Origin of the sequence: Acididesulfobacillus acetoxydans (assembly GCF_902729405.1) — a bacterium.
GTDB lineage: Bacteria > Bacillota > Desulfitobacteriia > Desulfitobacteriales > Desulfitobacteriaceae > Acididesulfobacillus > Acididesulfobacillus acetoxydans.
The window spans coordinates 2015232-2038971 of sequence record NZ_LR746496.1 but is presented as its reverse complement, the minus strand read 5'-3'; the positions used below and the strand labels follow the sequence as shown (position 1 = coordinate 2038971).

Below are 23740 nucleotides of genomic sequence, written 5' to 3'. Positions count from 1 at the left end.
AGGGGGTTCTAAGAACTTATAATTGACTGCGCTCTGATTGGCTCTCGCCCGAAGACTACAACATCCAAACTCTTACGCTCAATCAAGCTCTCTTTCTCGGACGACTCGCTCTGACTCCGTCCGGCACTCTGAACTGACACGACCCTGAGTGCCGGACCGAAGGAGGCAGGGATGGCCCTGCCACTCGCAAGTTGTTGTGAATTCCTCCACGCCGCCCGCAGGAGCGATTCCGCACCTGACCAAGCCTGACTAGACTTGGTTGCATGGAGAACATTGTCTTCGACAAACCGCGCCAGATAGGCACTGTAGAGATCCCGCTGCATTACGACGCCACACGTACATTCATGGACTCTCTGCTTCAGCGGTTTCTTGTGCCTTTCCCCGCAGTGGCAGACTTGGGATAACGCAGTGGTTCGGGTGTTAAACGCATCCACTTCACCGCCGGCACTTTCAGCCTTGCGTTTTAGCATTGCGACAAACATGCCCGGTGCGCGTACGCCCACCGATTTGCCAAAGCTTTTTTGGAAAGCTTTATACGAGATGTTTTCGGTCTTTATGCGAACTCCCACGGACAGTATTTGGTTAGCCAACTGCCCATGAAGTGTTTTTCGATAGGCGGCTTCTTGGCGAAATAACTCAGAAAGCGTTCCCTGTGAGACTTTCAGGCGGCGGCTTTTCTTTGACGGATGCTTACCCTTGATGGCCCTACCTAATTCATCATAGCAATCCGGATTATTGGCTCGCCGCTGCCGATCGATATGCCGCTGCTGCCGCCGGATCTCTTGATGATTACGCACGATGGGCTCGCAAAACAGGGTAAGCACCGCCTGGGTTTCGCCGACATAGGCCAGGGTCGAAGGGCCCATGTCTAAGCCCACAACCTCTGTTCCAATTGTGTGTTCTGGTTTTTGATACGGTTTACCCTCCAGGATAAGTTGAGCGCAAAACCGGTCTTTACCGTTTATAACCCGTCGCACAAGCCGGACATACTTGACACGGTGAGTTAATCCATAAGCGATTACGGGATCGTTGAGCGTCTCTTTTACCATGGGGAGGCGGATTCCAGACCATACCACATGATCGTCTTTCCATTTTATCGCCGACCCCTGGCTTTTGCCTTCGACCGAGTGCAGCCCGCGTTTTCCTTTAAACCGGACTTTCTTGGCTTTGCCATAGGCTACTCGTGAGACGGCACCGAAAGCCCGTTGGGTTAGTTTCTGTACCGTATGGGCATCCAAGTGTTCATCCAACCAGGAATGTCGCACTTGCGTTGCATAGCGTGAGAGTGCGTATTCAGAAAACCCGTAGGTATCCCTGGCTTGTTTAAAAAGACGCATCCGTTCATGGCTTCGTAACCGATCCGTTGGAGAAACAGCCCTGGCTTGCTGATACACTTTGGACTGGCGCATGAGACGAAGTCGGCGCATTCCTTCGCCAAGAAGGGCGTTATACATCCGACGCGCTGCTTCAAAACGGGCGTTGAGGATCTTAGCGTTGAAGCGCGTTACGCGCAAGGGGATTTCACAGATAAAAGAGGGTGATAGCCTCCTAGACATACTTTTGTTGTTCGATATAGCGTTTGATTTGGGCAAGTGGCGCACCTCCTACCGTCGATACAAAGTAGGAATTCGTCCAAAGTGTGGGTATCCGGCTTTTCAGCCAAGGATATTCTTGACGAAGTATACGGGATGTCTGGCCCTTAATTTGCCGAATAAGCCGATGAATACCGTATTGTGGATCAACTTCGATAAGCAGGTGTACATAATCCGGCATAATCTCCATTTCGATAATTTCGGCTTGATGTTGGATGGCAATATTCTCAATCAACTCCTTCAGCCGTACATCAACACCCTCGACAAGAACTTTACGCCGATATTCCGGACACTATACTACATGGTACTTACAGGAGAAAATAATGTCTTTATTGCTTCTATATTCCATAATAATATTAAAATATTAATATTATATATCTGATGCCTGCATAATGCAAGTATGTCCGATGCCTTACCCCATGACTAAAGCCCGGGGCATGGGGCTTTTGGTCAGCGGATAAGAACCCTCATTGCCATGACGGACCTGGGTAAAGTCCCGCAGGCCAATGGCCGAGTGTGTCCGCCCCAAGCAGCTTTCCTTGAATTCTCCCCCAAGAAGTTGCTGCCAACCCGTAAGCATAGATCACATCGTTGATCCAGACCGTTCCGGCCTCCAACCGACCGGCCATGACACCTTTTAACCCCCCTCCTAACTGAAGGCCGCAGCGAGATATTGTTCAAAACCATCTCACCCGAACAACCGTCTACCCCTTCCGAAAAGCCGGATACCCAGTAATCTGCTGCACAGCCTGGTAGAGCGGGTGCAGTCGGGAATACATATGGAGATAAACCCGGCGATAGATTTCATCATACAGACGACCGGTATCCGTTTGCGGCGCAAAGCTTTCACCTGACCGCGTCATGCCCTTTACCGCGGAGGGCAAATCCGCATACCAGCCCAGTCCGGTCGCGGCCAGGATCGCTGCCCCCAAGCCGGAGGTCTGCTCGGTTCCCGGTTTAACGACAGGAAGCCCCGCAACATCCGCCGTAATCTGCATCACAACCGGCTGCGGGAAGGATTGAAATCGCGCATTTTCAAGCACATTTTGGAGTTCTCGAACATTGCCCGGCCAGTCACAGATTTGTTCCCCGCGCCAGCAAGGCGGCGCCCAAGGCTGCCGTAATCTGGGGATTGTCTGGCACAACCAGTTGATAACCGAGTTCGTGGTTCAAAGCCATGACCACACCGGAATTTTTGGCCACCCCTCCCGTGAAAACGACTTCCGGCTCCAATCCCACCCGCTCGACCAAGGCAGCGACCCGTGCTGCCACACTGTCACACACCCCCGCCAGGATGTCCGCCTTACGGGCACCGGCTGAAACATGGGAGATGACTTCAGACTCCGCAAACACCGTGCAGAACGAGGAAATCGCCCGGTGTTCCTCCGCTTTGGCAGCGAGCTCTCCCACTTCTTCCAAAGATATCTCCAGGGCTCCGGCCATCACCTCCAGGAAGCGGCCCGTGCCGGCAGCGCACTTATCATTCATGGCAAAATCGCTCACTTTTCCGCCAGGCAACAACTTAATGACTTTACTGTCCTGACCGCCAATATCAATCACCGTCCTGGCCTCTGGGAAAAAATGAGCAATTCCCTTGGCCTGACAGGTTATTTCCGACACTTCCCTGTCTGCCGGATAGGTCACCCGGCCATATCCGGTCGCTACGGTCGTCTGGATAAACTCAGCCTGCAAGCCTTTATCCGAGAGAACTTCTCCGGTCAGGCGCTGAGCCACGTCTCGCCCGCTGTAGCCGGAGCGGCCCACGGCCCAAGCTAGTATCCCTCCTTGTCCGTCCACGAGGACAACTTTCGTAGTCAGCGAACCAATATCGACACCCAAAAAGTACCTTTCCATACGGGTCTGCTCCTCCCCCAACTCATCCTTGTTTCTTTTTTATCACTACTTCTGCGCAGCGAGCGTCTCCAAAAACGCCTCCACCCGGTTGCGCACAGGTTCTTCCGCATAAGCCCGCGGATCCGCCATATCAGCCTCGACCACGAGACCCGGCACGCCTGTTTCCCGCACCACCCGGCGCCGGATAACTTCCTGAACCAGCGAATATGGCTTGCAGGAGCGGTTGGAATGCATGACAAAGCCATCCGCCCCGAAGTCACGGATGAGCTCAATCATCTGACGCGCCCGGAAATCCGGCGACCGGTTGAGAAAGACTTCCGTATAGGTAGCCGCCAAACTCTCCAAAGGATCCCCCGGGGCTAACTCCACAGCCCAGCCCCCGCTGTAAGTATCCGTGACAAAACAGGCCCCCCGCTGGGTAAACATCTTGGTAAAACTGAATAAGTTCGGCCAAATTGCAATGTTGTCCCATACAAGACGGAAATTTTCCTTTTGGATCGCTCCTTGTCCCTGGCTAACCCGTTCCCCGATCTCTTCTTTCAGCTTGCGATAATAGTCAATGCCCTCTTGTGTTCCGCGCAAGGCGACTATAGGGGCCATTTGAATAAACAAATCCGGCCCGTTCAAAGGAGAGGGATGGGCCCGGGCCAGCTCCCGAATCTCCCGCCAGAGCTTCGTCATCTCCGCACTGCGCGCCATTTGTCGCCCGAGTTCCCGGTCGTCCCTTGCCCTTCCCGTGAGGCTTTCCAGTTGTGCTGTCATCGTCCGAAGCTGCTCCAGAACGTACTTTTTGGCGTGGTCTGTCATCTCCCCCGGTAAGTACGGCGTATCCAGCACGAGAAGAGGAACCTGCAGCATGCGGGCTAAGGCCTCATACCATTTGAGAACCGTCCCGCAGATGTTGTTGCAGGCCACCAAGAGATCGGGCTTGGGCAACCCTTGCATCGGCGCCAAATCCGGACGCAGAATGGAGCCAATGTGAGAGCGGGCATACGAGCACAGATCCTGGGAATATCCGGCAGCCTCCGCAGCCTGGCAGAGCTTTTCCGTAGCTTTGGCCGTACTGCAAATCGCACCGTATTGCTCCGGATAGACCGGGTGAATCCTGAATGCACGCAGCAGTTCCACCGGAGCCCCGCTGGTCACCCAGGCCAGCCTCCGGCGCAAGGGCCGTCCCCAAAAACGGTGATAGCGGCTTAAGGCATAGTATTTGGCCATTAACTTTTTTAAATCCCTGCTGACCCGAAACGGTCGATACTTGTTTTCTGCTGGCATTCCCCATCACTCCATCTATTGAAACTTGCCGGCAAGGTAGAATCTTGCTTACAATGTCAAAGCTTACCAACATCTCTCAGGCCCGCTCGTCTACAAACTCTCCAAAAAAGCCTGCAAGCGGGTTCTTTCCTGCCCTCCGACTTCAGAGGCCTCTAATTCCAAAACCAGGGTGCGGATGTTTCTGGCTTGCAAACGTTCACATAAGGGCACGGTATCCCAAGCGTGAGGTTCGCAGTATTTCCGGACCACCAGGACAGCCCCCTGAGCCTCGCGTGCCAAAGCCAGGCTTTCCAGGTAATCGAGCCGTCCATCCAGCCCCTGATTGCGGCAGGGACAAGGCGGCATATTCCTGTAGCGCTCCACAATCTGAGCCAGCCCGTTTTCACCCCGCGTCTGAGGCAAGGCGGGCTGAACGTAATGGCGATAGCCCGTGCAGGTATCGTCAGCGACAACCCGGCCCCCAAGTTCCTCGATCATCTGAAAAAGGCTGTCTGTTTCTAATACGGCTCCAGTAACCAACACTCTGTAGCGCTCTCCAGACACTCCAGGATCTCCGACCTTCTCACGCAGGAGGGGAAGAACCTCTTCCAAGGCTGCGATATAACGGGTCTTAGGCATCAGCTGTCCTGCGCGCAGCAAGGCTGAGATCAGCGGCGAGGGCAGATGTGAGCGAAGTTCATCGAGCTCGGCGGCCAATTGACGGGCTTTTGTGCATGTCTCCCAGGCACGATCTAAAGCCTCCGCCCTGTTCGACCTACTGTGATCGACAATCTGAGCCTGCTCTGCACTGAGGCGGAGCAAGCTGTCGTACAGGGACTCCATCTCGCTTTGATAGTAGTCCCTCCCGCCGGCGGCCGCCAGCATGACCGGAGGGACGACGCTCAGCACCTTCTCCCGGCCAAAACCGGCGGCCCAGATCCCGTCCAGGCATTGCATCGTATCACAAGTGTGGGCCACGCCCACGCCTGCCACGCCCACGCCTGCCACGCCCACGCCTGCCACGCCCACGCCTGCCACGCCCACGCCTGCCACGCCCACGCCTGCCACGCCCACGCCTGCCAGCTCACGCATCTTCCCTTTTTTAGCCCCGGCTAAGGTACCTCTCGCCAGAGAACAACAATAGGTCGGCAATTCCGCAGGAGTCGCCGGACCCGGATCAGGCAAAAGCCGCAAAGGTTCAAAACCCGCCGCCAAAATCAATTCCTCCGGAAAATAGCTGCACAGATACCCGAAAAACTTGTGTTCCGGATAGCGCGAGGCAGAATCTCTTCCCCGTAAATCGGCTTCCTCCAGCAACAAGGCTAAGCTCTCCCCTGCTCCCCCGTTCGTTACATTCGGCATGTTTCTTCCTCCCCGGCTGTTCCTTTTCTCACTGAAGGCCTTATTCCCGCAGAGCACGTTTTAAGATCTTACCAATGGCGGTCTTGGGGAGTTCCTGGCGGAACTCGATCTCTTTCGGCACTTTGTAGGGCAAAAGGTGCTGTCGGCAAAACGAGAGGATCTCCTCCTGACTGGCTTGAGCGCCCTCTCTGAACACGATAAAAGCCTTGACTTTCTCTCCTTTATAAGCGTCTGCCACCCCAATCACGGATACCTCCCGCACGGCAGGGTGTTCATACAGTACATCCTCAACCTCCCGCGGATAGACATTAAAACCTCCGGTAATAATCATATCCTTCTTCCGATCCACGATATAGAAATATCCCTCTTCATCCCGATAGCCAAGATCACCGGTGAAGAGCCAGCCGTCCCGCAGGACCCCCGCCGTTTCCTGGGGACGGCGATGGTAACCCAGCATCAATTCAGGAGCCTGGATAACCAATTCCCCGGTCTCACCCGGAGAAAGCTCCCGCTCTCCTGTTTCCAGATCCCGAATCTGAATGACTACGTCCGGAAAAGGGATGCCGATGCTCCCTGTTTTATTCACGCCACGGTAAGGATTGGCACACAGAGCCGTTACTGCTTCTGTAAGGCCATATCCCTCCATAAGTCTGCTCCCGGTGAGTTCCTCAAAACGCCGTTTAACCTCAGGAGCCAAGGGGGCCGCCCCCACAAAACAGCCGCGCAGAGAAGCCAGATCGTAGCGTGCAAGCTGTCTATGGTTGATCAAGGCGACATACATGGTCGGGACTCCCGCAAAAAGCGTTGGGCGAAAGCGGTGGATCGCTTTCAGGATATCCTCCACTGTGAAGCGGGGAACAAGAAGGGCTGCCGCTCCTGCCAATAAAGGGGCATTCATACACACGCTCATGCCAAAACCATGAAAAATGGGCAGGACGGTCAAGATACTATCCTCAGAAGTCATGCCTGCCCAAGAGGAGCACTGCCGGGCATTGGCAACCAGGGCATAATGGGAAAGCATAACGCCTTTCGGCTTGCCGGTTGTACCCCCTGTATAAATCAGCACGGCTACCTCATGATGCACATCGACTTGTGACCTTTCCGACAGGATTTCTTCCTTATGTAAAAGGTCCGAAAACCTACCCGCCTGTGCTAAACGTTGCTTGGACTCCGGAGCCATCTTCTGGCGCAGGAGATAAAGTATCTGCAGCGAAAAAGGCAGGAATTCCCTGAGAGAAGTATAGTACGTATCTTTAAGCCACCCTTCTCCGGCCTCCCGGCAGACGGCCCGGACATTTTCCAACCGTTCAACCCAAAGATCCAGGGAAATCGCCGCTTTAACCTGCCCATCGCGCATGATATGTAAAAGTTCCGGCTCCGTACTTAAAGGATTGATCGGTACAACCGTAGCCCCCAGCCTGAGTAACGCATAGTAACTCATGACAAATTGAGGGCAGTTGGGCAGAAGCAAAGCCACACGGTCCCCCCGGACAATACCCCTCTCCTGAAGAGAGCCGGCGAGTCTTCGGATATACTCCAGGAGTTCGGCATAGGTGAGGCACTTGCCAAAAAACACCAGGGCAGTCTTTTGGGAATTTTGACTCACCCCTTGTTCGAACAAATCGTTTAATGTCGCTTCGGGATAAGCTAAAGTCTCCTCTACTTCCTGATCATAGTGCTGAAGCCAAGGCCGCTGCTCTGAATAGTCAGACACATCCACCATCACAAACCCTCCAGTTCGCTAGATCCCTCTCCATCCTTCCGCTTCATTTCCCTTGCGCGCGGCCAGTCTGGCTAAGTGCACTTCCACGATGACAATCGCCTCATAGGTACTTTCTACGGAGTCATCATCCAAACCGTCTTCTAAGAGCATATGCTGAACCACAGCCTCCAGACTGACATCACGTGCCGGATCCAGCACAAATACCCCCTCCCCGGCCCGTTTCTCGACCACGCACATGAATTCTAAAACCCGCAAAGCCTCACGCAGCGAATTACGGTTGACACCCAGTTGAAAAGCCAGGTCTCTTTCCCCCGGCAGTTGTTCCCCCGGATGATAATGACCTCCGCGATCTTTTTTATGACTTGAGCGACAATGTAGTTGGACGAATTCACTCTCTGTAGTTCTGAGCACATCACCACCATAACCATGGTACGTTCGCTAATTGCCTCGCCAGCCATGCCGACTGCGGCTACGTCAGTGATGTTTGGGACTCCCAGTCCTTCGCCCTCACCAAAACTTCTTTCCCTCGAAAGGCTATGCCCAGCTTCCTGATTTTACGGATGCCCCGCTCGATCAGTTCTTGCCCGTATTCCTTCGCGTCGATCTGTTGCAAGGCCCTTTCAGCGGCTTTTTCCAAGTCTTCTCCCTCATCCGCCTCGACCTTTTTAAACTCTATGATGATGCCGGCTTGCTTTAAATCCCGAGGGATGATCATGACATCATAACGTCCGTAACCGCTCTCGCGATTCGATTTGACCTCATGTTCGGGCCGCAATCCCACAAGAAGTCCCAGGACAAAGGCATGGTAGAACTGTTCCGGTTCCTGCCCGCCCGTATCGAAATAGCTAAGGCTGGCCATCACATACTCCTTGAAGAGAGCTGTAAACGTTTTGACTTCTCCGCTCATCAGGCTGTTTAACAGACTCTGCAACTTATTTCGACCGGACTGATTCACAAACCAAGACAAAATGATCTTTTGGTACAACACTTCTACCTCATAATTGGGTATCGCCAGACGACAGACAAAATCCCCTCTGATTAAGTCCCGCGTCAGCGCTTTGAGGTACCCACTGAAAAGGAGAAAACTCCAGACATTTTCTTCACTTTGCTCGACTTCGCCCATCGAAATATTCTGGTTAATGGTCTTTACGAGTGCACCGCCTTGCAAAAGCTCCTCCAGTTCTGACTTCAGCTCATACCCGCCCTTACTAATGAGCCGTTTGACCAATTCGTTGTCACTGGTATTGACCCAATAGGGTTGCAAACCGCCCTGCCAATTCTGGGCGTATTTCAGAACAGACCAGGGATTATACACCACGGTATCGCCAAAAATATAACCATTATACCAGCTGCGCACTTCTTCTATCTGCGATTCTATTCCATAATAATTCAGGAGTTCTTCGACCTCCGATTCCAGAAACCCAAAATACCGGCTGTAGGGTTCATCCAACAAAGTCCACACCGATAGATTATTCAACCCGGAAAAAAGGCTCTCCCGCGCCACGCGCATCACTCCGGTTAAGACTGCTTTTTCCAAATAGTTATTATCTTTTAACGCAGCGGTCATAAGGTTGCGCAGAAAAGAGACAAGCGGATCGTAATATTGTTTGAGATAGGCCTGCTGTATAGGGACATCGTATTCGTCGATTAGGATGATGGTCTTCTTGCCGTAATGTTTGCTCAAAAACTCCGATAATTTCTTAATGCTGCCGGCATAATCCGCTTCACTGCCTTCCTCCATGCTGACCCGTCGAAAATACTTCTTATCCATATCGCTCATAACGGATGAGTCCAGCAAATAAAGGTGCCGATTATACTCTGTATAAATTAACTGCACGAAGCTGTCATAGGTTACTTTCCAGGTATTATGTTTGAGATCCTTAAAGGTCAGATAGATCACGGGATATTGCCCCTGTTTAGCCATGCAGTCCGCATGCCGGCAGATCGCTAGGTTTTCGAAAAGTCCACTATGATCCGGCGCTGATTTTTCAAAGAAATAGCGCAGCATGGACATGTTGAGGGTTTTGCCGAAACGGCGTGGGCGGGGCAGGAGAATTACTTTAGACCCATCTTCGAGGATATCTTTTATGAATAAGGTCTTATCGACGTAGTAGTAAGCCCCTGTGAGCATTTCCCGGAAATCACTGACGCCGATGGCGATTCTTTTCTTCACGGATTCAGCCCCCCAAATCATCACATCCTTATTTTCTATCTTACCCTATTTCTGGGAATATGCAAAGAGTCACTTAGATTTTCTCTGACTGACCCTTGTAGAGCAATGACAGCGGCTAAATGCTGCCTGTTCTACCCCTCCCACCGTCTTTTTTGCGCATATGCTTTGCGCTTTTCGGCGTCACCTCAGCAGGACCTCCGAACGTAATTTGTCCCCCAAACCCCCAGGATAATGAGAAGGGCACCGGCCGCCTCCACCCAGCCGAAAGGGTCGTGCTGAAAAACCACGCCTCCGGCCACTGAAACCACCGTCGTCAAGTTGATGAGCGGCGCGGACTGAGTGACACTTAAATGTGAAAGAGCATAATTGAAGAGAAAAAAGGCTCCGACCGAAGATAATACTCCCAGATAAAGCACCGCCATCACGACGGCAGAGTGCTGCAAAGGAGCCAAATAGCCCAAAAGCCTCCCTTGCCGCGCGGCTTGCGCCAGCCCGATAAGATTGAACAGGACGGCTCCCATCCACATCATGACATAAGTAATCTCCACTGGGGTAAAGCGCTGTGAAGATTTCTTAGACAAAATACTGTATACTCCCGTGGAAATGACCGCCACAAACAGCGCCGAAACCCCCAGGAGATGTTCACCCCAAGAAAGTTGTCCCTGAGCGCCTACAATAACGAAGACTCCCAGCACCGAGCAGCCAATGGAGACAATTTGCAGCGGCCGCATCCGCTCATGCAAGAAAATCGACGCCATGAGCGCGATGGCCACGGGGGCCAAGCCGACGATCATTCCCGCTTCGGAAGCGGTCGTCCATTTAACCCCCCAGGTTTCTCCGATGAAATAAAGAAAAGGCTGAACAAACGAGAGCACCAAGAGCGAGCCCAATCCTTTTCCCCGAAGGTTAATCTTCACGATCCCGAAGGCCACCAAGAAAGTTATAGTCAAAGCGGCGGCAGCGAAGCGGAGACCGAGGATCTGGGCCGGGAAGGTATAATTTAAGGCATCCTTCGTAAAAAGAAATGATATTCCCCAAATGACAGCGGTCGTCATCCCAGCCACCAGGGGCAAAAGCGGCGCCGGTTTAGCCCTAAGGGCTGAGGCCGCAACTTGATTGAGATTCGTATTTACTTTCACATTCAATTTCACACACCCACGTCCTCAAATCTTGTCTGACGGGGCCAAGCGGCCAACAGTGCCCCTAATACGACGAAAGCCGCACCCACCGTTTGCACCAGTGTCAAATGTTCGCCTAAGAACAGATAAGCCAAACCCACTGTCATCACCGGCTCCAAAGTGCTGACGATCGAAACGGTGGCCGGCCCGACCTTTTGAAGTCCTAAAAGAATGTTAAAATGGCAATGGGATAAATCGGCGGAATCCTCTGACTTTGGAAGAACCAAAGTGAACTCGTCCGGTGAGCATTGCCTTCGCGCCTGAGGCGTTATTGTCCGGTGGACAGTGACGGCCAAAGGCTGAGTCTGCCCCCAACAAAGCAGAGTACGTGGGACCCCCGCCCACTTGTAGAAGTGGGAGTCTTACAATTGGATCAAAGGTTATAGAGTTTAAGCTTGTCATAAAAAGCCCGACGGGAAATCCCCAGTGCCCTCATGGCCTGGCTCCGGTTCCCGTTGGCATTCTTTAAAGCCGACACCATTAACTCCCGCTCTATTGCGCTCACTGCTTCTTTCAACCGACTGGGTCTCTCGGGAACCGTGCCGGCATGTTCCCCTTCCCCCTGCAAGTGGGCCGGAAGGTGTTGAGGCTCGATATACTTGCCGCCGGCGAGAATCGCGGCATGTTCCAGCACATTTTGCAGTTCCCGCACGTTACCGGGCCAATCATAGGCTTGGAGAAGGTTCAAAGCCGCGCGCGACAGAGTCAGCGCCGGATTGTCCAACTGCTGACCGTACTTATTTAGATAATAACCGGCAAGAGCCGGGATATCATCCTTGCGCTCCCGCAGGGGGGGCAAAGTCAAAGGAACAATGTTCAAACGATAATAGAGGTCGCGCCGGAAAGTACCCTCATCCATCATCTTATCCAAGTCTTTGTTCGTGGCCGCGACCACCCGGATATTCAGCTTAATGGTTTTGTCTCCCCCCACGCGTTCAATTTCACGCTCCTGCAGGACCCGGAGGAGCTTGGCCTGCATACTCAGGCTCATGTCACCGATTTCGTCCAGAAAAATCGTCCCACCCTGTGCCAGCTCAAATTTCCCCATTTTGCCGCCCTTCTTGGCTCCGCTAAAAGCCCCCTCTTCGTACCCGAAAAGCTCGCTTTCGAGAAGGTTCTCCGGGATCGCCGCGCAATTCACCTTAATCAGATGTTTGGAGCTGCGCCGGCTGCCGTTGTGAATGGCCCTGGCCAGGACCTCTTTGCCAACCCCGCTTTCCCCCCGGATGAGTACCGTACTGTCGGTACGGGCCACTTTTGCCGCCAGAAGCAGTATTTCCCTCAGGCCGCTATTCTGCCCGATATACTCCTGGAAGGAGGCAGGCAAAGCGTCCCGCTCATTGAGCTGCTCCTGTAGATAGTCGGCCACTCCTTGGGTATGCCGGAGTTCTTCGGTCAAGCGCACCACTTCGGACATGTTTTTAAATACGCCCACAGAACCGATGACTTTATCGTCTTCGTAAAGGGGAAAGGCGCTGCCTACCACGTCAATGCCCAGAGAACTCAAATACGACCGCCGGTTATGCAGCACCTCACCGGTTCGCTGCACTTGGGTGAGAGCCGCTTCAGGCTCGATCATATCCAGCCTCCGTCCCAAGACTTTAGGCACCGGAACACCCAACATTTCTGCGTAGGCCTTATTGGCATAAACGATGGTGGTATCTGAATCAATCACTAAGACCACGTCGTGAATTGTGTCCAAAATATCAAACAAGATCTTCTGGTTCCACTGGGTGATCACTTTACTGGTGACCGCATTCTCTGCAACTGTCATGGCCAATACAACTCCTCAGGCCAACCTGTGCCTTAAGTATACACTCGGTTCCTATAATAGGCAAAATTAGATTTTTGCCCTGCACAAAAAAAGCCGCCGACAAAAATCAGTGGCTTTTATGATTTATGGGCTTCCATCCCGGCCGTTCGTTCCCGAGAGCGATTCTCCCGGTATTGTTCAACTGCCACATGCAGATCTTGAAGCCGTCGCCCACTTTTCCCAGCACAGAGTCTTTAGGAATCCGGGCCGCATCGAAAAAGGTCCGGCCTTATCGAAAGAGATCTCCCCGGTGGGCGCATTGGCAAGCGATGCCCTGCTTGCCTCCACATTCACCCTGAAGAGAGCCCAGTGCCTCCCTTTTACACATGACCAAAAAGACCAATACGTAATTAATATGTTCCTAATATTCCAAACAATTGGGGGAATGTATAGAATTGAAGCGGAGCCTGTCTGCGGGGGAGACAGTTTCGGGAAAATTCGATAAGGAGAGTGATGTTCAATGCGTAAGTCTAAGAAAGGTATGGCCTGGTTTTTCGTTCTGGCTATGTCTCTGGCCCTGATTCTGAGCGGTTGCGGCAGCAGCACAACCGCCGGACAAACTGCCGCGGGGAACTCTGCGGCCGGAACCATTAAGATCGGTGCGCCGGACGCGGCCACCGGCAGCCTGGCCAACGAAGGAAAGCTTGTTCACGATGGCTACACTTTATGGCAAAACCTGGTCAACCAACAAGGAGGCCTGAATGTCAACGGGAAGAAGTATAAAGTCGACATCGTCTTTAAGGATGACCAAAGCAATCCCACGAACAGTGCTTCCCTGACGGAACAGCTTTATACCCAAGATGGCATTCGCCTGTTTCTCAGTCCCTATGCCTCGCCCAACATTTTTTCGGCCACGACGGTGGCCGAAAGGCACAAAGTCCCGATGATCGCGGCGGGCGGAGGAGCTAAATCGATTTTCACCCGTGGCTACAAATATGTCTTTTCGTCTTATCCTTATTCCGGCGAGTATTTGGGCTCTGTACTGGATCTTTTAAAAACTAAAGGGATTAAATCCGTCGCTTTTCTCCACGCCGATGATCTTTTCTCCCAGGAAGCAGACCAGGGTGGCGAGGCCTATGCCAAGAGCCATGGTTTTGATGTGGTCTACTCGGCTCAATATCCGAGCAACACGACCGACCTCACTTCTCAATTGACCCAGATTGCCCAAAAGAAACCGGATGCTCTGATTGGGACCGGACACTTTCAGGAGGCGGTCCTCCTGGTCAAAGAATCCAAACAAATGAACGTAAACTTCAAAGCCATCGCTTTCACAGTGGGCCCCTCGATGCCTTCCTTTGGTCAAACCTTAGGCAAGGATTCCGAAGGGATTCTCGGCGCCAGCCTTTGGACTCCGGATCTCCCCTACAAGGATGATATTTTTGGCACTGCGAAAAATTACGCCAAGCTTTATAAAGAGGCGTTTGGCGTAGAACCTGATTACCATTCGGCCATGGCCTCCGCCGCGGCGGAAATGATGGGCATGGCGATCGAAAAAGCCGGCTCCGCCGACCCGCAAAAAGTCAGGGATGCCCTGGCCAATCTAGGCACGATCAGCCTCTTTGACGGTACTTTCACGGTCGAGGCCAACGGCAGCATCTCAGGACTCAAGCTGCCCGTCATCCAAGTCCAGAACGGCCAAGCTGTCACGGTCTGGCCCGGTGACTTCAGCAAGAACCTCAAGGATATTCCCCTGCCACCCTGGAACAAACGCTAGTCAGCCTGAAACCAACGCGAGTTAAAGTGGAACCAACGCGGGTTGATCCGGAACCAATGTAAGTGACAAAAAGGGGTGGGGGCCGTTGATGCTTACGCTTTTGATGCCAGTTCAACGGCCCCTCCTCCCGGCTCAGTTCTGCATTGCCCGTGCGCCTCGACCCCAGTGCGACAAAACGAGTTCACTTTCGGAGGGATGGATATGCATCTTTGGCTGCAAATAATCTTGAATGGGATATTGCAAGGTGGAATACTGGGCATTTCCGCTCTGGCCTTTTCTCTGCAATGGGGCGTGATGAACCTCATTAACCTAGCCCATGGTTCTTTTCAAATCCTGGCCGCCTATGTGGCGATGGTTTTACTCCAGCGTCTGGGCCTGGATCCCTTTTTGGCCATGCCCTTGGTATTTCTGATTTTCCTTGCCGGTGGCTATTTGCTTCAATTCGGAATTATCAATAGAGTCATCAGTGGCAACCTTTTTATGACGCTTTTATTGACCTATGGCCTGGACTTCGTCCTGGCCAATTTCATGATCCTCTTGTTTACCGCGGACTACAAGTCGGTCAACACACCCTATGCCAATTCCTCCTGGCATCTGTTAGGCTTTCAGTTTCCCATCGTGCGCACCCTGGCCCTCATTTTCCTGGTCATACTCTCTCTCCTGCTCTGGCTTTTCTTAGAGTACAGCCGGACCGGCCGGGCTATCCGGGCCACATCCATGGGTACGGAGCCTGCCCGTCTGATGGGGTTGAAAATTCCGAAAGTCTACGCTCTGACCTTTGGCCTAAGTTCGGGTCTGGCAGCCATTGGCGGCATTTTTTTCGGTTTGAGCAATGCCTTCTCCCCGGCGGCGGGTGGACCCCTGACCGTTGGAGCTTTCGTTGTGACTATCCTCGGCGGTGTTGGCACCTCTTGGGGACCTTTGGTTGGGGGGTTGATCCTGGGTGTTCTTGATGCCGTCGGTTCCGTCATTCTCGGGCCCACTTACGTCAATATCATTACTTTCGGCCTACTGCTCATCATTTTAATCTTACGACCCACCGGGGTTTTGGGGAGGGCCGCGACATGAAAAACAGGCACCTGGTTTTCACCGGCCTGGTCCTGCTGATCGCCCTTCTCCTGCCTCTCCTTACAAACGACTATATTATCCAAGTCGGCACGGAGATTGCCATGTATGCCGCGTTGGCAGCCGGATGGAACTTAATCGGGGGCATAACGGGTTATCCTTCTTTCGGAAACGTAACTTTTTTCGGACTCGGTGCCATACTGGCCGGCGCTTTCAGCGTCAACTGGCATTGGCAATATGGGCTGGCCGGAATAGTCGCTGTCCTCATAGCCGGAGCCTTTGGCTTTCTTCTGGGCTTACCCATCCTGCGCCTCAAAGGGCACTATTTTTCCATCGCCACCCTAGCCTTAGCCCAAGCCACTCTGGCCGTCGTAACCAACGTACAATTCCTGGGCGGCGGCCGGGGCACTTCCTTACCCTTGATTGGTTCCCCCTTGATTTTTTACTACATCATGTTCGGCATTGCCGCCTTATCCGCGCTAGTCACTTATCTCATTGTCCATTCCCAATATGGCAATACCCTCCTGGCCATCAAATCCGATGAACAGGCGGCCCAATCCGTCGGAATCAACACGGTACTGGCCAAAAGCACGGCGTTTGCTCTTTCCGCTTTGCTGGGAGCCATGGTCGGAGTGGTCTATGCGATTTGGCAAAGTTACATCGATCCCCCGACCGTATTTGAGCCGGGAATTACCGTACTGATGCTGGTCATGACCCTGATCGGAGGAGCCGGAACGGTGGCCGGACCCATTTTGGGCGCCGTGATTATCGGGCTTTTGACTCAGTTGGCCATGGCGTTTTCGCAAAACGCCTCTTCCCTCATCCTGGGCTTGGGAATCATCGTGGTTGTACTCTTCTTGCCCCAGGGCATTTTAGGCCGTCAACGTTCCGGGAAAGGAGGGAAGCGCAAGGGCAAGCATTCCTTCTCTTTGCGCGGGTAAAAATGTCCATTTTGCAAATCAAAAACTTGAGCAAGGATTTTGGCGGCCTTCGTGTCCTGGAAAACATCAGTTTTTCCCTTGACGAAGGCAGCGTGGTCGGCTTGATCGGTCCCAACGGGGCCGGCAAGAGTACTCTGGTCAATCTGATTGGGGGCGGGGATCAGCCCACCCGGGGAGAGATCTATTTTGGGTCCCGGCGCCTCAATGGCTTACCTGCCTGGCGGATCGCACGTCTGGGTTTAGCCCGCACCTTTCAAATCACCCGTATTTTCTCTGATCTAACCCTCGATGACAACGTACGGCTCGCGGCTTGGACCAACGGTTGGCGCGGAAAAAACCTGGAAACGGAAGTGGCAAGACTGATCGCCTTAACCGAACTCAGTGACAAAACCGGCGTCCTGGGCCGCGACCTGACACTCTCTGATCAGAAGCGTCTGCAGCTGGCCCGGGCCTTAGCCTTGAAACCCAAGCTGCTTTTGTTGGACGAGGTCATGGCCGGTCTGAATCCTTCGGAATTGGACAGAGCCATTCAACTCCTTGCTAAGCTTAGAAACGAAGGTATCACGATGCTTGTGATCGAACACCTCATGCGCGTGATCATGAGCATTTCTGACCGAGTGCTGGTGTTACACCAAGGAACCCTCATCGCCGACGGACCTCCGGCGGAAATAGTCGCTTCCAGCCAAGTTCAGGAAGCTTACCTTGGCCGGCGTTATGTCAAAAACCGCGGCGGCTTCCAACCTGACGAACCCAGTGAAGTAAAGGAGGGAACTTAGGTGTTAGCCATCAAAGATTTAAGCGTCGGTTACGGTGATACAAAAGTCCTCTGGGACATCAACCTGGAGATTGCGCCGGGAGAAATCGTTGCCTTAATCGGCGTCAATGGCGCAGGAAAGACAACTCTCTTGAAGACACTGATGGGCTTATTGCCTCCTTGGACCGGCAGCATCCGTTATCGCGGTCAGGAACTTTCCAGACTGGACACGCACAGAATTGTCAAACTGGGGATCAACCTCACCCCCCAAGGCCGCCTTCTCTTCACCGGGATGAGCGTGGAAGAAAACCTACTCATGGGCGCTTACCTGCGACGTGATTCTGAGGTTAAACACGACCTGAAACACATCTACGATCTATTTCCGCGTCTGAGCGAGCGCAAACGGCAAAGGGCCGGAACTCTCAGCGGTGGGGAACAACAAATGTGTGCCTTGGGACGCTCCCTCATGTCCCGGCCTTCCCTCCTTTTGTTGGATGAAATGAGCTTGGGCTTAGCTCCCATCGTGGTCGAGATGCTCTTGGATTTGGTCGTGGAAATTCGCGGGCAAGGCACCACAGTTCTTCTCGTAGAACAGGATATCGAGGAAGCTCTGCTGCGGGCGGATCGGGGATACGTCCTCGAGGGGGGCCGCATGGAAATGTCCGGGCCGTCCCCGGACCTCCTGTCCAATGCAAGCTTACGCGTCGCCTACTTGGGGCTCGCTTAGGGTGCGCCAGGCTGAACACTCCGGACGAGACTCCGGCCTATTTCCTCGCTCAAATGCTCATAGGCCGGCCTGAAAGCCTTTTGCAGAGCTTCCTTTTCGGCTGGAGTCAAGTGTTGAATTTTCACCTTGCCCTGTTTGTCCATGACTTTTAATTGCTCTTCGTTTACCTTTTTAGCCTCGGCCCGCTCCCAGACGGTCACTTCCGCCAGGGTATCCCGCAATACTTTTTGAACCCAAGCCGGCAAACTGTTCCAGAAGTCGACATTCGTCAAAACCACATAGCCCAGATAACCATGGTCACTTAAGGTCAAGTATTTTTGCGACCGATCAAAGCGCTGCGTATAGATGTTGGAAATTGTATTCTCTTCGCCGTCGACCATGCCTGTGGCCAAGGCCTGTCCCACATCGTTAAACGGCATGGGATAAGCCGACGCCCCGACAGCAGCGAACTGATCCACCAAAACCTGCGAAGGCATCACCCGGAATCTCAGTCCTTGAAAATCCCGGGGCCGGACCAGCGGACGCTTGTTATTCGTAAATTCCTTAAACCCATTGTCCCACATAGCCAAACCCAGCATCTTCCGAGTCTGCAATTGGGCCAGTAATTTCTTTCCCACCGGACCCTCCATCAGTTGATGGATGTAAGTCAAATTCGGAAAGGCGTAAGGCAGATCCAACAGCTGCCAATCCGGAAACATGCCTGAGAGTTTCGATGTTGCGGGAGCCAGCATCTGCACTGCTCCTCTGTTCAGGGCGTCAAATTCCTCCCCGTCTTTATACAACGTCGAATTGGGAAAGACCTGGACCTCCACATACCCTCCGGTCCTCTGCCGCACCAAATCGGCAAAGCGCGTGGCCGCTAATCCTTTCGGCGAGTCCGCTGCCGTAACATGGGAAAACTTAATGACAATTTCCTCATTCTTGGCCACCTGCTGATGGTCAACCACACGTGCTGAACAACCGGAGAGAGCCAAAATAATTACGGTCAAAAAAATGACTGTCAGAGTGAGGATCCCTGTCTTGCGCACGTTACCGCCCTCTCCAATTTGCCGGCTCAAACATCCTGCTCATTTCCGCCGGCTCAAACGTCATGCTCATTGTAGTGCATCCCCGGGGTCTAAGACAACGATTTGGCTATTTTGATTCTTTTGGTCTTTTCGGTCATAAGGGATGGCATAACTTCCTTTTTGTTTCAGCTCTGTTTCAGCGAAAAGAAGAGGTTAGCCGGTATTTGTTCAACGGCCGGCCGACCGTGCCGTAGCGGGTCTCCATCCGTACTTTGCCATCCTTCTCCAGATACTCCAGATAACGCCGGGCCGTAACCCGGGCCAACCCTATTCCTTCCGCGACTTCTTCAGCCGAGAGTTCCTTCTTCCCCTCCGCCAGAAAATCGAGTATTTGACGCAGCGTAATATTCCTTAGGCCTTTGGGCAAAATACCTTCCTCCTGCCAGCCGAGTTCATCCACGTTGTTCCGGTACCACAGGCGGTCCAAATCTCCCTGATCCAGTGCTGAGCGGGAAGACATCTTTTCCGTATATTCGCGATATCCGCTGAGAGCATGGGCAATCCGTTGAAACTTAAATGGCTTAATAATGTAATCCATCACACCCAAACGCCGGAATTCCTGAATAGTTCCGACGTCGTGAGCCGCCGTGAGCATGATGACGTCAGTTGGGAGTCCGTCTTGGCGGATGCTTTTGAGCACGTGCAGGCCGTCGAGGTCCGGCAAATAAATGTCGAGAACGGCGAGGCGCGGGCGCAGGAACTTGAGCACTTCCACAGCTTCTTGGCCGGAGCGGGCCCTGCCGACGATTTTGAAACCGCCCACCCTGGTGACAAATTCTTCGTTGACTGCCATCACCATCGGATCATCTTCCACCAGAACTAAGTCGATTTCTTTCATGATCCAACCTCACCCCCGTATTTCGCTATGCCCCGGAGACACGCCGATGGGAATCCTGACTGAGAATTTCGTCCCCCAATTTCCGCTTTCTACCTCCACCTGACCCCCTTGACTTTCGAGCGTATGTTTGACCAAAGCTAAACCAACCCCGCGGCCACTGCCCTTTCGACTAAACCCCCAAGCAAAGATTTGCTCTAGATCCGCTGGCTCAATTCCGGGGCCGGTGTCTTCCACAGATAGGGCAAGTTCCTCTGCACTCTGTTTTATAAGGCAATGAACTTCACAGAGCGTACGCCCACTCACGGCCTCCAGGGCATTTTCCAGAAGATTGCCCAGAATGACGACTAAACCGCTTCTCTCTAACTGGGGAAGCTCTCCTACGTTTGACTCCGGGTCCAAAATTAACTTCGCTCTCAATTCTTTGGCCCGGTTGTATTTTCCCAGCAAAAGGCCGGCCAAAGCAGGATTACGAATCCTCCGGCTGAGAAAGCGGGTGATCCCCTCTTGTTCCTCTGTGGTGGAAAAGATATAATCCACCGCCTTTTCATACTTTTGCAGCTGAATGAGTCCGGCAATGGTGTGGAGTTTATTCAGGGATTCATGGTTTTGAGCCCGCAGAGCTTCGATAAAAGTCTTAACACCTGTCAACTCTTCGGCAAGTTTATGAACCTCCGTCTTATCCTGAAACGTGATGGCCGCTCCCACCACCTTGTCATCAACTCTAATCGGCAGAAAATTGGCGAGGACCACATTCTGATTCAAAGTGAGTTCCTGATTGAACTGACCTTCTCCGTTCAAGACGGTCTCTTTCAGACCGGGAACCGCTACAACCGCGTCAATAGGCCTACCGGTGCTGTCCGGGAGAGCACCGGTCATACGCTGAGCCTCCTGGTTGAGGATGGTAATGCAACCTTCTTTATCAATGGCGATAACTCCCTCAGCCATAGACTGCAACACGGCCACCCGTTCCTCGAGAATCCTGGCAATTTCAGAAGGTTCCAGACTAAACATATTTTTCTTAATATTCCGGGCCAAATAAAAGGATCCCACCAAGCCCAAGCCTACCCCGACCAAGAGAGAAGAATAGAGTTGCAAACGCAGGGAATGCAAGGCTTCGCTCACTGTGGGCACCAGAATCCCCACCACAACGACTCCCACTTGACGGGTGCCTTGATCCGCCATGACCGGAACAAAAGCGCGGATAGAAGGCCCCAAAACGCCCACGGCCTGAGACAAATACTCTTGGTGACGCAAGGAAGGCCCCTCATCCCCGTCCGCAAACAAGGTGCCTATGCGATCCTGAAGCGGGTGCGAATAGCGTACCCGCTTCATATCGAAAACGACGATGTATTCTACCCCGGTAGCCACTCGAATCCGCTCGGCGATCGGTTGAATGGCTTTCCAGCCCTCGGGTCGCCCCAAATTGTCCTGAATTTCTTTTAATTCAGCTACTGTACGGGCTATGGCTATCGCCCGCAGGCCGATTTCTTTCCGGGCCGCCTCAGTGGTGCGCTCCACAATCATTACACCGGCCACCAGGATTGACAGCAAAACCAATCCGAATGACAAGAGGGCAATTTTTGTACGCAATTTAACGTGTACTCTTTTCATCTTTTCACCCGGATCCTAGTCAAGCCGTTGTCCTCCGGTCGCCCGGGCACTCCGGGCAAAGCGCGCGGCTATCCCGCAGGTTTACGGACAAAGCGGGCGAGTTCCGCCCGAATCGCGGCGGCAACTCTGTCAACCGGTTGGTTCCCGTCGATGATTGCTGCGTTTTCTCCCCGTCCCAAAGCTCGCTGTGCCAGATCGTCAAAGTTCCGCAATACCTGCTGCAAAGTTGTCTCCTGTTCAAAAAGTTCTTTGCGCAAACGGGACTTTTCGATCCGGCTTAAAGTAATTTTCGGGTCCACCCGGATAAAGAGGGTCAGGTCCGGAGCCATGGCTTTTTCATTGACGCTTTCCAGCCATTCCCGGGGCAATTCCAGTCCCTGATAGGCCAAAGACGACCAAAGATAACGATCGCAGACGACATCGCCGCCCAAGGCTAAAGCCGGTCGGATTTGCTGGGCCAGGTGATCCAGACGATCGGCGGCAAATAACAGCGCCAACTCCGCTCCCCCCAAACCCCCGAGCCTTTTGCTCAATGCTTGACGAATCAAAGAACCCACCGGCCCGTCTGACGGCTCTTTGGTCACGAGCACAGCACGCCGGTTGAACTTCTCAAGCCAGCGGGCAGTCAGTGCGGCTTGGGTCGTGAGACCCGAACCGTCAATCCCCTCCAGCACTATAAAATGTCCCCGCATCTGTCCACCCCTTGCTTTAAATGTCATACCGTTATCTTCTCCCTTAAAACCCCGATTTCCTCCCTCGCCGCAAATTCTTGGTCCAATTTCTCCCCATAAATTTGAAGGACGAGTTTCAGGAACCCGCCCCTCTTTCTCCGGTCTCAGCCGCTTTCTTAAACCTCTCTTCGCGGTTCATCTTCATCTGTCTTCATCTATCTTCACCTATCTTCATCTATCTTCACCTATCTTCGTCTATCTTCATCTATCTTCGTCTATCCTCATCTATCTTCGTCTATCCTCATCTATCTTCGTCTATCCTCATCTATCTTCGTCTATCCTCATCTATCTTCGTCTATCCTCATCTATCTTCAATCTGATATCTTCCTGATATCTTCAATCTGACAATATCCTAAGGCGACCTGTCCCCGGGGACGGCGCCAAACCTCTCCTACCGCAACTTTGCCACCGCTTTGAAGTCTATGTATCTCTAGCTGACCTTGCTCATCACTCGCAGTTTATCCGCAAGCAAGGCCACAAACTCAGAATTGGTCGGTTTTTGCCTCTCAATATTCATGGAATAACCAAAAATCCTCTTCAAAGTTTCCGTATGCCCCCGCTCCCACGCTAACTCGATCGCATGGCGGATACCCCGCTCCACTCTGCTGGGGGCGGTGTCGTATTTCTTGGCAATTGCGGGGTAGAGTTCTTTCGTCACCGCTCCTAAAAGCGAGACATCTTCGACGACCATCAAAATAGCGTCCCGGATGTACTGATACCCTTTGACATGGGCGGGGATGCCTATCTGATGCATCATGGACGTTACCTCGGCACCTAAATTCAAAGCACTTCCTACTGAGGTCACCGCCGGGGCCGCCGACGTAAATGAGGCCGAAATCACAGGTGCTTCTTGAGTTAAAGCCCGGATCCGTTTGCCCAAAATCTCTAAATCGAAAGGTTTCAGGATAAAGTAGTCAACTCCCATCATCATGGCCTGATGTGTCAGTGACTCCTGGCCAAAAGCTGTCAACATGATGATTTTCGGTCGGCTGGCCATGGCCCTGGCATTGATCCTCTCCAATACTCCCAACCCGTCCAGACTGGGCATCACCAGGTCAATAATGATCAAGTCCGGGTCGTGTGCTTGAATCATATCCCAAGCCTCTATTCCGTTGTAAGCTAGACCTACAACTTGCAGGTCTTCCTGAGTCTGCAAATAGCCCTGCAACATCTGGCACAGACTGTGGTTGTCGTCCGCGACAATGATTTTTACTTTCTTACCCATTCCGTCATCATCCCGCCTTATGTAATTAATTCCGGATTATTCGTGAACATCCCCTGTTCCTCTCCGGTGTTTACATTATACTTTAGGTCACATGTCGAAATCGTAAAAAATAAGTAAG

At 52.8% G+C, this 23740-nt stretch carries 22 protein-coding genes and 1 pseudogene; 5 read left to right on the top strand and 18 right to left on the bottom strand.

Translation table 11 applies throughout. The annotated features are described in order from the left end of the window. Positions 1-8 precede the first annotated feature (8 nt). The 13 genes and pseudogenes from MNU25_RS09000 to MNU25_RS08940 all read right to left on the bottom strand — a co-directional run bounded on the left by MNU25_RS09000 (position 9) and on the right by MNU25_RS08940 (position 12910). Positions 9-1556 carry a transposase gene (locus tag MNU25_RS09000; protein ID WP_261487386.1) on the bottom strand — a complete coding sequence of 516 codons (1548 nt, stop codon included), beginning with the start codon at positions 1554-1556 and terminating at the stop codon, positions 9-11. Then, positions 1549-1947: pseudogene (gene tnpA, locus MNU25_RS08995) on the bottom strand (IS200/IS605 family transposase). Before tnpA ends, MNU25_RS09000 begins: the two are co-directional and overlap by 8 nt. A 112-nt stretch (positions 1948-2059) precedes the next feature. Continuing rightward, entirely contained in the window at positions 2060-2221 is a 162-nt protein-coding gene (locus MNU25_RS08990) for a hypothetical protein (protein ID WP_240984764.1), read from the bottom strand. 75 nt (positions 2222-2296) lie between these two features. Continuing rightward, on the bottom strand, positions 2297-2590 hold the full coding sequence (locus tag MNU25_RS08985; protein ID WP_240984763.1) for an FGGY-family carbohydrate kinase: 294 nt from the start codon (positions 2588-2590) through the stop codon (positions 2297-2299). A 76-nt stretch (positions 2591-2666) separates the two neighbouring features. Next, a complete protein-coding gene (locus MNU25_RS08980) occupies positions 2667-3446 on the bottom strand; it encodes an acyl-CoA dehydratase activase (protein WP_240984762.1) in 780 nt (259 codons plus the stop codon). 45 nt (positions 3447-3491) lie between these two features. Beyond that, complete coding sequence (locus MNU25_RS08975) at positions 3492-4721, bottom strand: 2-hydroxyacyl-CoA dehydratase subunit D (protein WP_240984761.1); 1230 nt, start codon at positions 4719-4721, stop codon at positions 3492-3494. A gap of 90 nt (positions 4722-4811) precedes the next feature. Next, positions 4812-6062, bottom strand: coding sequence for a 2-hydroxyacyl-CoA dehydratase family protein (locus tag MNU25_RS08970; protein WP_240984760.1), 1251 nt, complete (start codon positions 6060-6062; stop codon positions 4812-4814). Positions 6063-6102: 40 nt separating this feature from the next. After that, positions 6103-7785: a long-chain-fatty-acid--CoA ligase gene (locus MNU25_RS08965; protein WP_240984759.1), complete on the bottom strand. Its 1683-nt coding sequence runs from the start codon at positions 7783-7785 to the stop codon at positions 6103-6105. Positions 7786-7803: 18 nt separating this feature from the next. After that, complete coding sequence (locus MNU25_RS08960) at positions 7804-8196, bottom strand: FadR/GntR family transcriptional regulator (RefSeq protein WP_240984758.1); 393 nt, start codon at positions 8194-8196, stop codon at positions 7804-7806. Between the two features lie 58 nt (positions 8197-8254). Next, positions 8255-9958, bottom strand: a complete 1704-nt coding sequence (locus MNU25_RS08955) for an AAA family ATPase (RefSeq protein ID WP_240984757.1) — start codon at positions 9956-9958, stop codon at positions 8255-8257. Positions 9959-10143: 185 nt separating this feature from the next. Beyond that, positions 10144-11109, bottom strand: a complete 966-nt coding sequence (locus MNU25_RS08950) for a DMT family transporter (protein WP_240984756.1) — start codon at positions 11107-11109, stop codon at positions 10144-10146. Further along, a complete protein-coding gene (locus tag MNU25_RS08945) occupies positions 11106-11432 on the bottom strand; it encodes an EamA family transporter (protein ID WP_240984755.1) in 327 nt (108 codons plus the stop codon). Before MNU25_RS08945 ends, MNU25_RS08950 begins: the two co-directional genes overlap by 4 nt. A gap of 77 nt (positions 11433-11509) precedes the next feature. Beyond that, positions 11510-12910, bottom strand: coding sequence for a sigma-54 interaction domain-containing protein (locus tag MNU25_RS08940; protein ID WP_240984754.1), 1401 nt, complete (start codon positions 12908-12910; stop codon positions 11510-11512). Between the two features lie 499 nt (positions 12911-13409). Between MNU25_RS08940 and MNU25_RS08935 the strand changes: the two genes are divergently transcribed. From MNU25_RS08935 to MNU25_RS08915, 5 genes are all read left to right on the top strand, one after another. Beyond that, positions 13410-14663, top strand: a complete 1254-nt coding sequence (locus MNU25_RS08935) for an amino acid ABC transporter substrate-binding protein (RefSeq protein ID WP_240984753.1) — start codon at positions 13410-13412, stop codon at positions 14661-14663. Positions 14664-14864: 201 nt separating this feature from the next. Continuing rightward, positions 14865-15731, top strand: coding sequence for a branched-chain amino acid ABC transporter permease (locus tag MNU25_RS08930; RefSeq protein ID WP_240984752.1), 867 nt, complete (start codon positions 14865-14867; stop codon positions 15729-15731). Next, complete coding sequence (locus MNU25_RS08925) at positions 15728-16669, top strand: branched-chain amino acid ABC transporter permease (RefSeq protein ID WP_240984751.1); 942 nt, start codon at positions 15728-15730, stop codon at positions 16667-16669. The genes MNU25_RS08930 and MNU25_RS08925 overlap by 4 nt, the downstream gene beginning before the upstream one ends. Positions 16670-16671: 2 nt before the next feature. Then, on the top strand, positions 16672-17445 hold the full coding sequence (locus MNU25_RS08920; RefSeq protein ID WP_240984750.1) for an ABC transporter ATP-binding protein: 774 nt from the start codon (positions 16672-16674) through the stop codon (positions 17443-17445). Then, positions 17446-18150 (top strand): ABC transporter ATP-binding protein, encoded by a 705-nt coding sequence (locus tag MNU25_RS08915; protein ID WP_240984749.1) that lies wholly within the window; start codon positions 17446-17448, stop codon positions 18148-18150. Here MNU25_RS08915 and MNU25_RS08910 read toward each other — a convergent pair. From MNU25_RS08910 to spo0A, 5 genes are all read right to left on the bottom strand, one after another. After that, entirely contained in the window at positions 18147-19178 is a 1032-nt protein-coding gene (locus MNU25_RS08910; protein ID WP_240984748.1) for a TRAP transporter substrate-binding protein, read from the bottom strand. The two genes, MNU25_RS08915 and MNU25_RS08910, sit on opposite strands and share 4 nt — an antisense overlap. Positions 19179-19353: 175 nt before the next feature. Further along, complete coding sequence (locus MNU25_RS08905; RefSeq protein WP_240984747.1) at positions 19354-20055, bottom strand: response regulator; 702 nt, start codon at positions 20053-20055, stop codon at positions 19354-19356. A gap of 9 nt (positions 20056-20064) precedes the next feature. Next, entirely contained in the window at positions 20065-21645 is a 1581-nt protein-coding gene (locus MNU25_RS08900; protein ID WP_443613704.1) for an ATP-binding protein, read from the bottom strand. Between the two features lie 89 nt (positions 21646-21734). Then, on the bottom strand, positions 21735-22385 hold the full coding sequence (gene tmk, locus MNU25_RS08895; protein WP_240984745.1) for a dTMP kinase: 651 nt from the start codon (positions 22383-22385) through the stop codon (positions 21735-21737). A 442-nt stretch (positions 22386-22827) separates the two neighbouring features. Then, positions 22828-23622, bottom strand: a complete 795-nt coding sequence (spo0A, locus tag MNU25_RS08890) for a sporulation transcription factor Spo0A (protein ID WP_240984744.1) — start codon at positions 23620-23622, stop codon at positions 22828-22830. Between the last annotated feature and the right edge of the window lie 118 nt (positions 23623-23740).

Bases quoted from the DNA above. Each gene is read 5' to 3' on its own strand.
- MNU25_RS09000 (WP_261487386.1), bottom strand. From the start codon at position 1,556: ATGTCTAGGAGGCTATCACCCTCTTTTATCTGTGAAATCCCCTTGCGC.
- MNU25_RS08990 (WP_240984764.1), bottom strand. From the start codon at position 2,221: ATGGCCGGTCGGTTGGAGGCCGGAACGGTCTGGATCAACGATGTGATC.
- MNU25_RS08985 (WP_240984763.1), bottom strand. From the start codon at position 2,590: ATGCAGATTACGGCGGATGTTGCGGGGCTTCCTGTCGTTAAACCGGGA.
- MNU25_RS08980 (WP_240984762.1), bottom strand. From the start codon at position 3,446: ATGGAAAGGTACTTTTTGGGTGTCGATATTGGTTCGCTGACTACGAAA.
- MNU25_RS08975 (WP_240984761.1), bottom strand. From the start codon at position 4,721: ATGCCAGCAGAAAACAAGTATCGACCGTTTCGGGTCAGCAGGGATTTA.
- MNU25_RS08970 (WP_240984760.1), bottom strand. From the start codon at position 6,062: ATGCCGAATGTAACGAACGGGGGAGCAGGGGAGAGCTTAGCCTTGTTG.
- MNU25_RS08965 (WP_240984759.1), bottom strand. From the start codon at position 7,785: ATGGTGGATGTGTCTGACTATTCAGAGCAGCGGCCTTGGCTTCAGCAC.
- MNU25_RS08940 (WP_240984754.1), bottom strand. From the start codon at position 12,910: ATGACAGTTGCAGAGAATGCGGTCACCAGTAAAGTGATCACCCAGTGG.
- MNU25_RS08935 (WP_240984753.1), top strand. From the start codon at position 13,410: ATGCGTAAGTCTAAGAAAGGTATGGCCTGGTTTTTCGTTCTGGCTATG.
- MNU25_RS08930 (WP_240984752.1), top strand. From the start codon at position 14,865: ATGCATCTTTGGCTGCAAATAATCTTGAATGGGATATTGCAAGGTGGA.
- MNU25_RS08925 (WP_240984751.1), top strand. From the start codon at position 15,728: ATGAAAAACAGGCACCTGGTTTTCACCGGCCTGGTCCTGCTGATCGCC.
- MNU25_RS08920 (WP_240984750.1), top strand. From the start codon at position 16,672: ATGTCCATTTTGCAAATCAAAAACTTGAGCAAGGATTTTGGCGGCCTT.
- MNU25_RS08905 (WP_240984747.1), bottom strand. From the start codon at position 20,055: ATGAAAGAAATCGACTTAGTTCTGGTGGAAGATGATCCGATGGTGATG.
- tmk (WP_240984745.1), bottom strand. From the start codon at position 22,385: ATGACATTTAAAGCAAGGGGTGGACAGATGCGGGGACATTTTATAGTG.
- spo0A (WP_240984744.1), bottom strand. From the start codon at position 23,622: ATGGGTAAGAAAGTAAAAATCATTGTCGCGGACGACAACCACAGTCTG.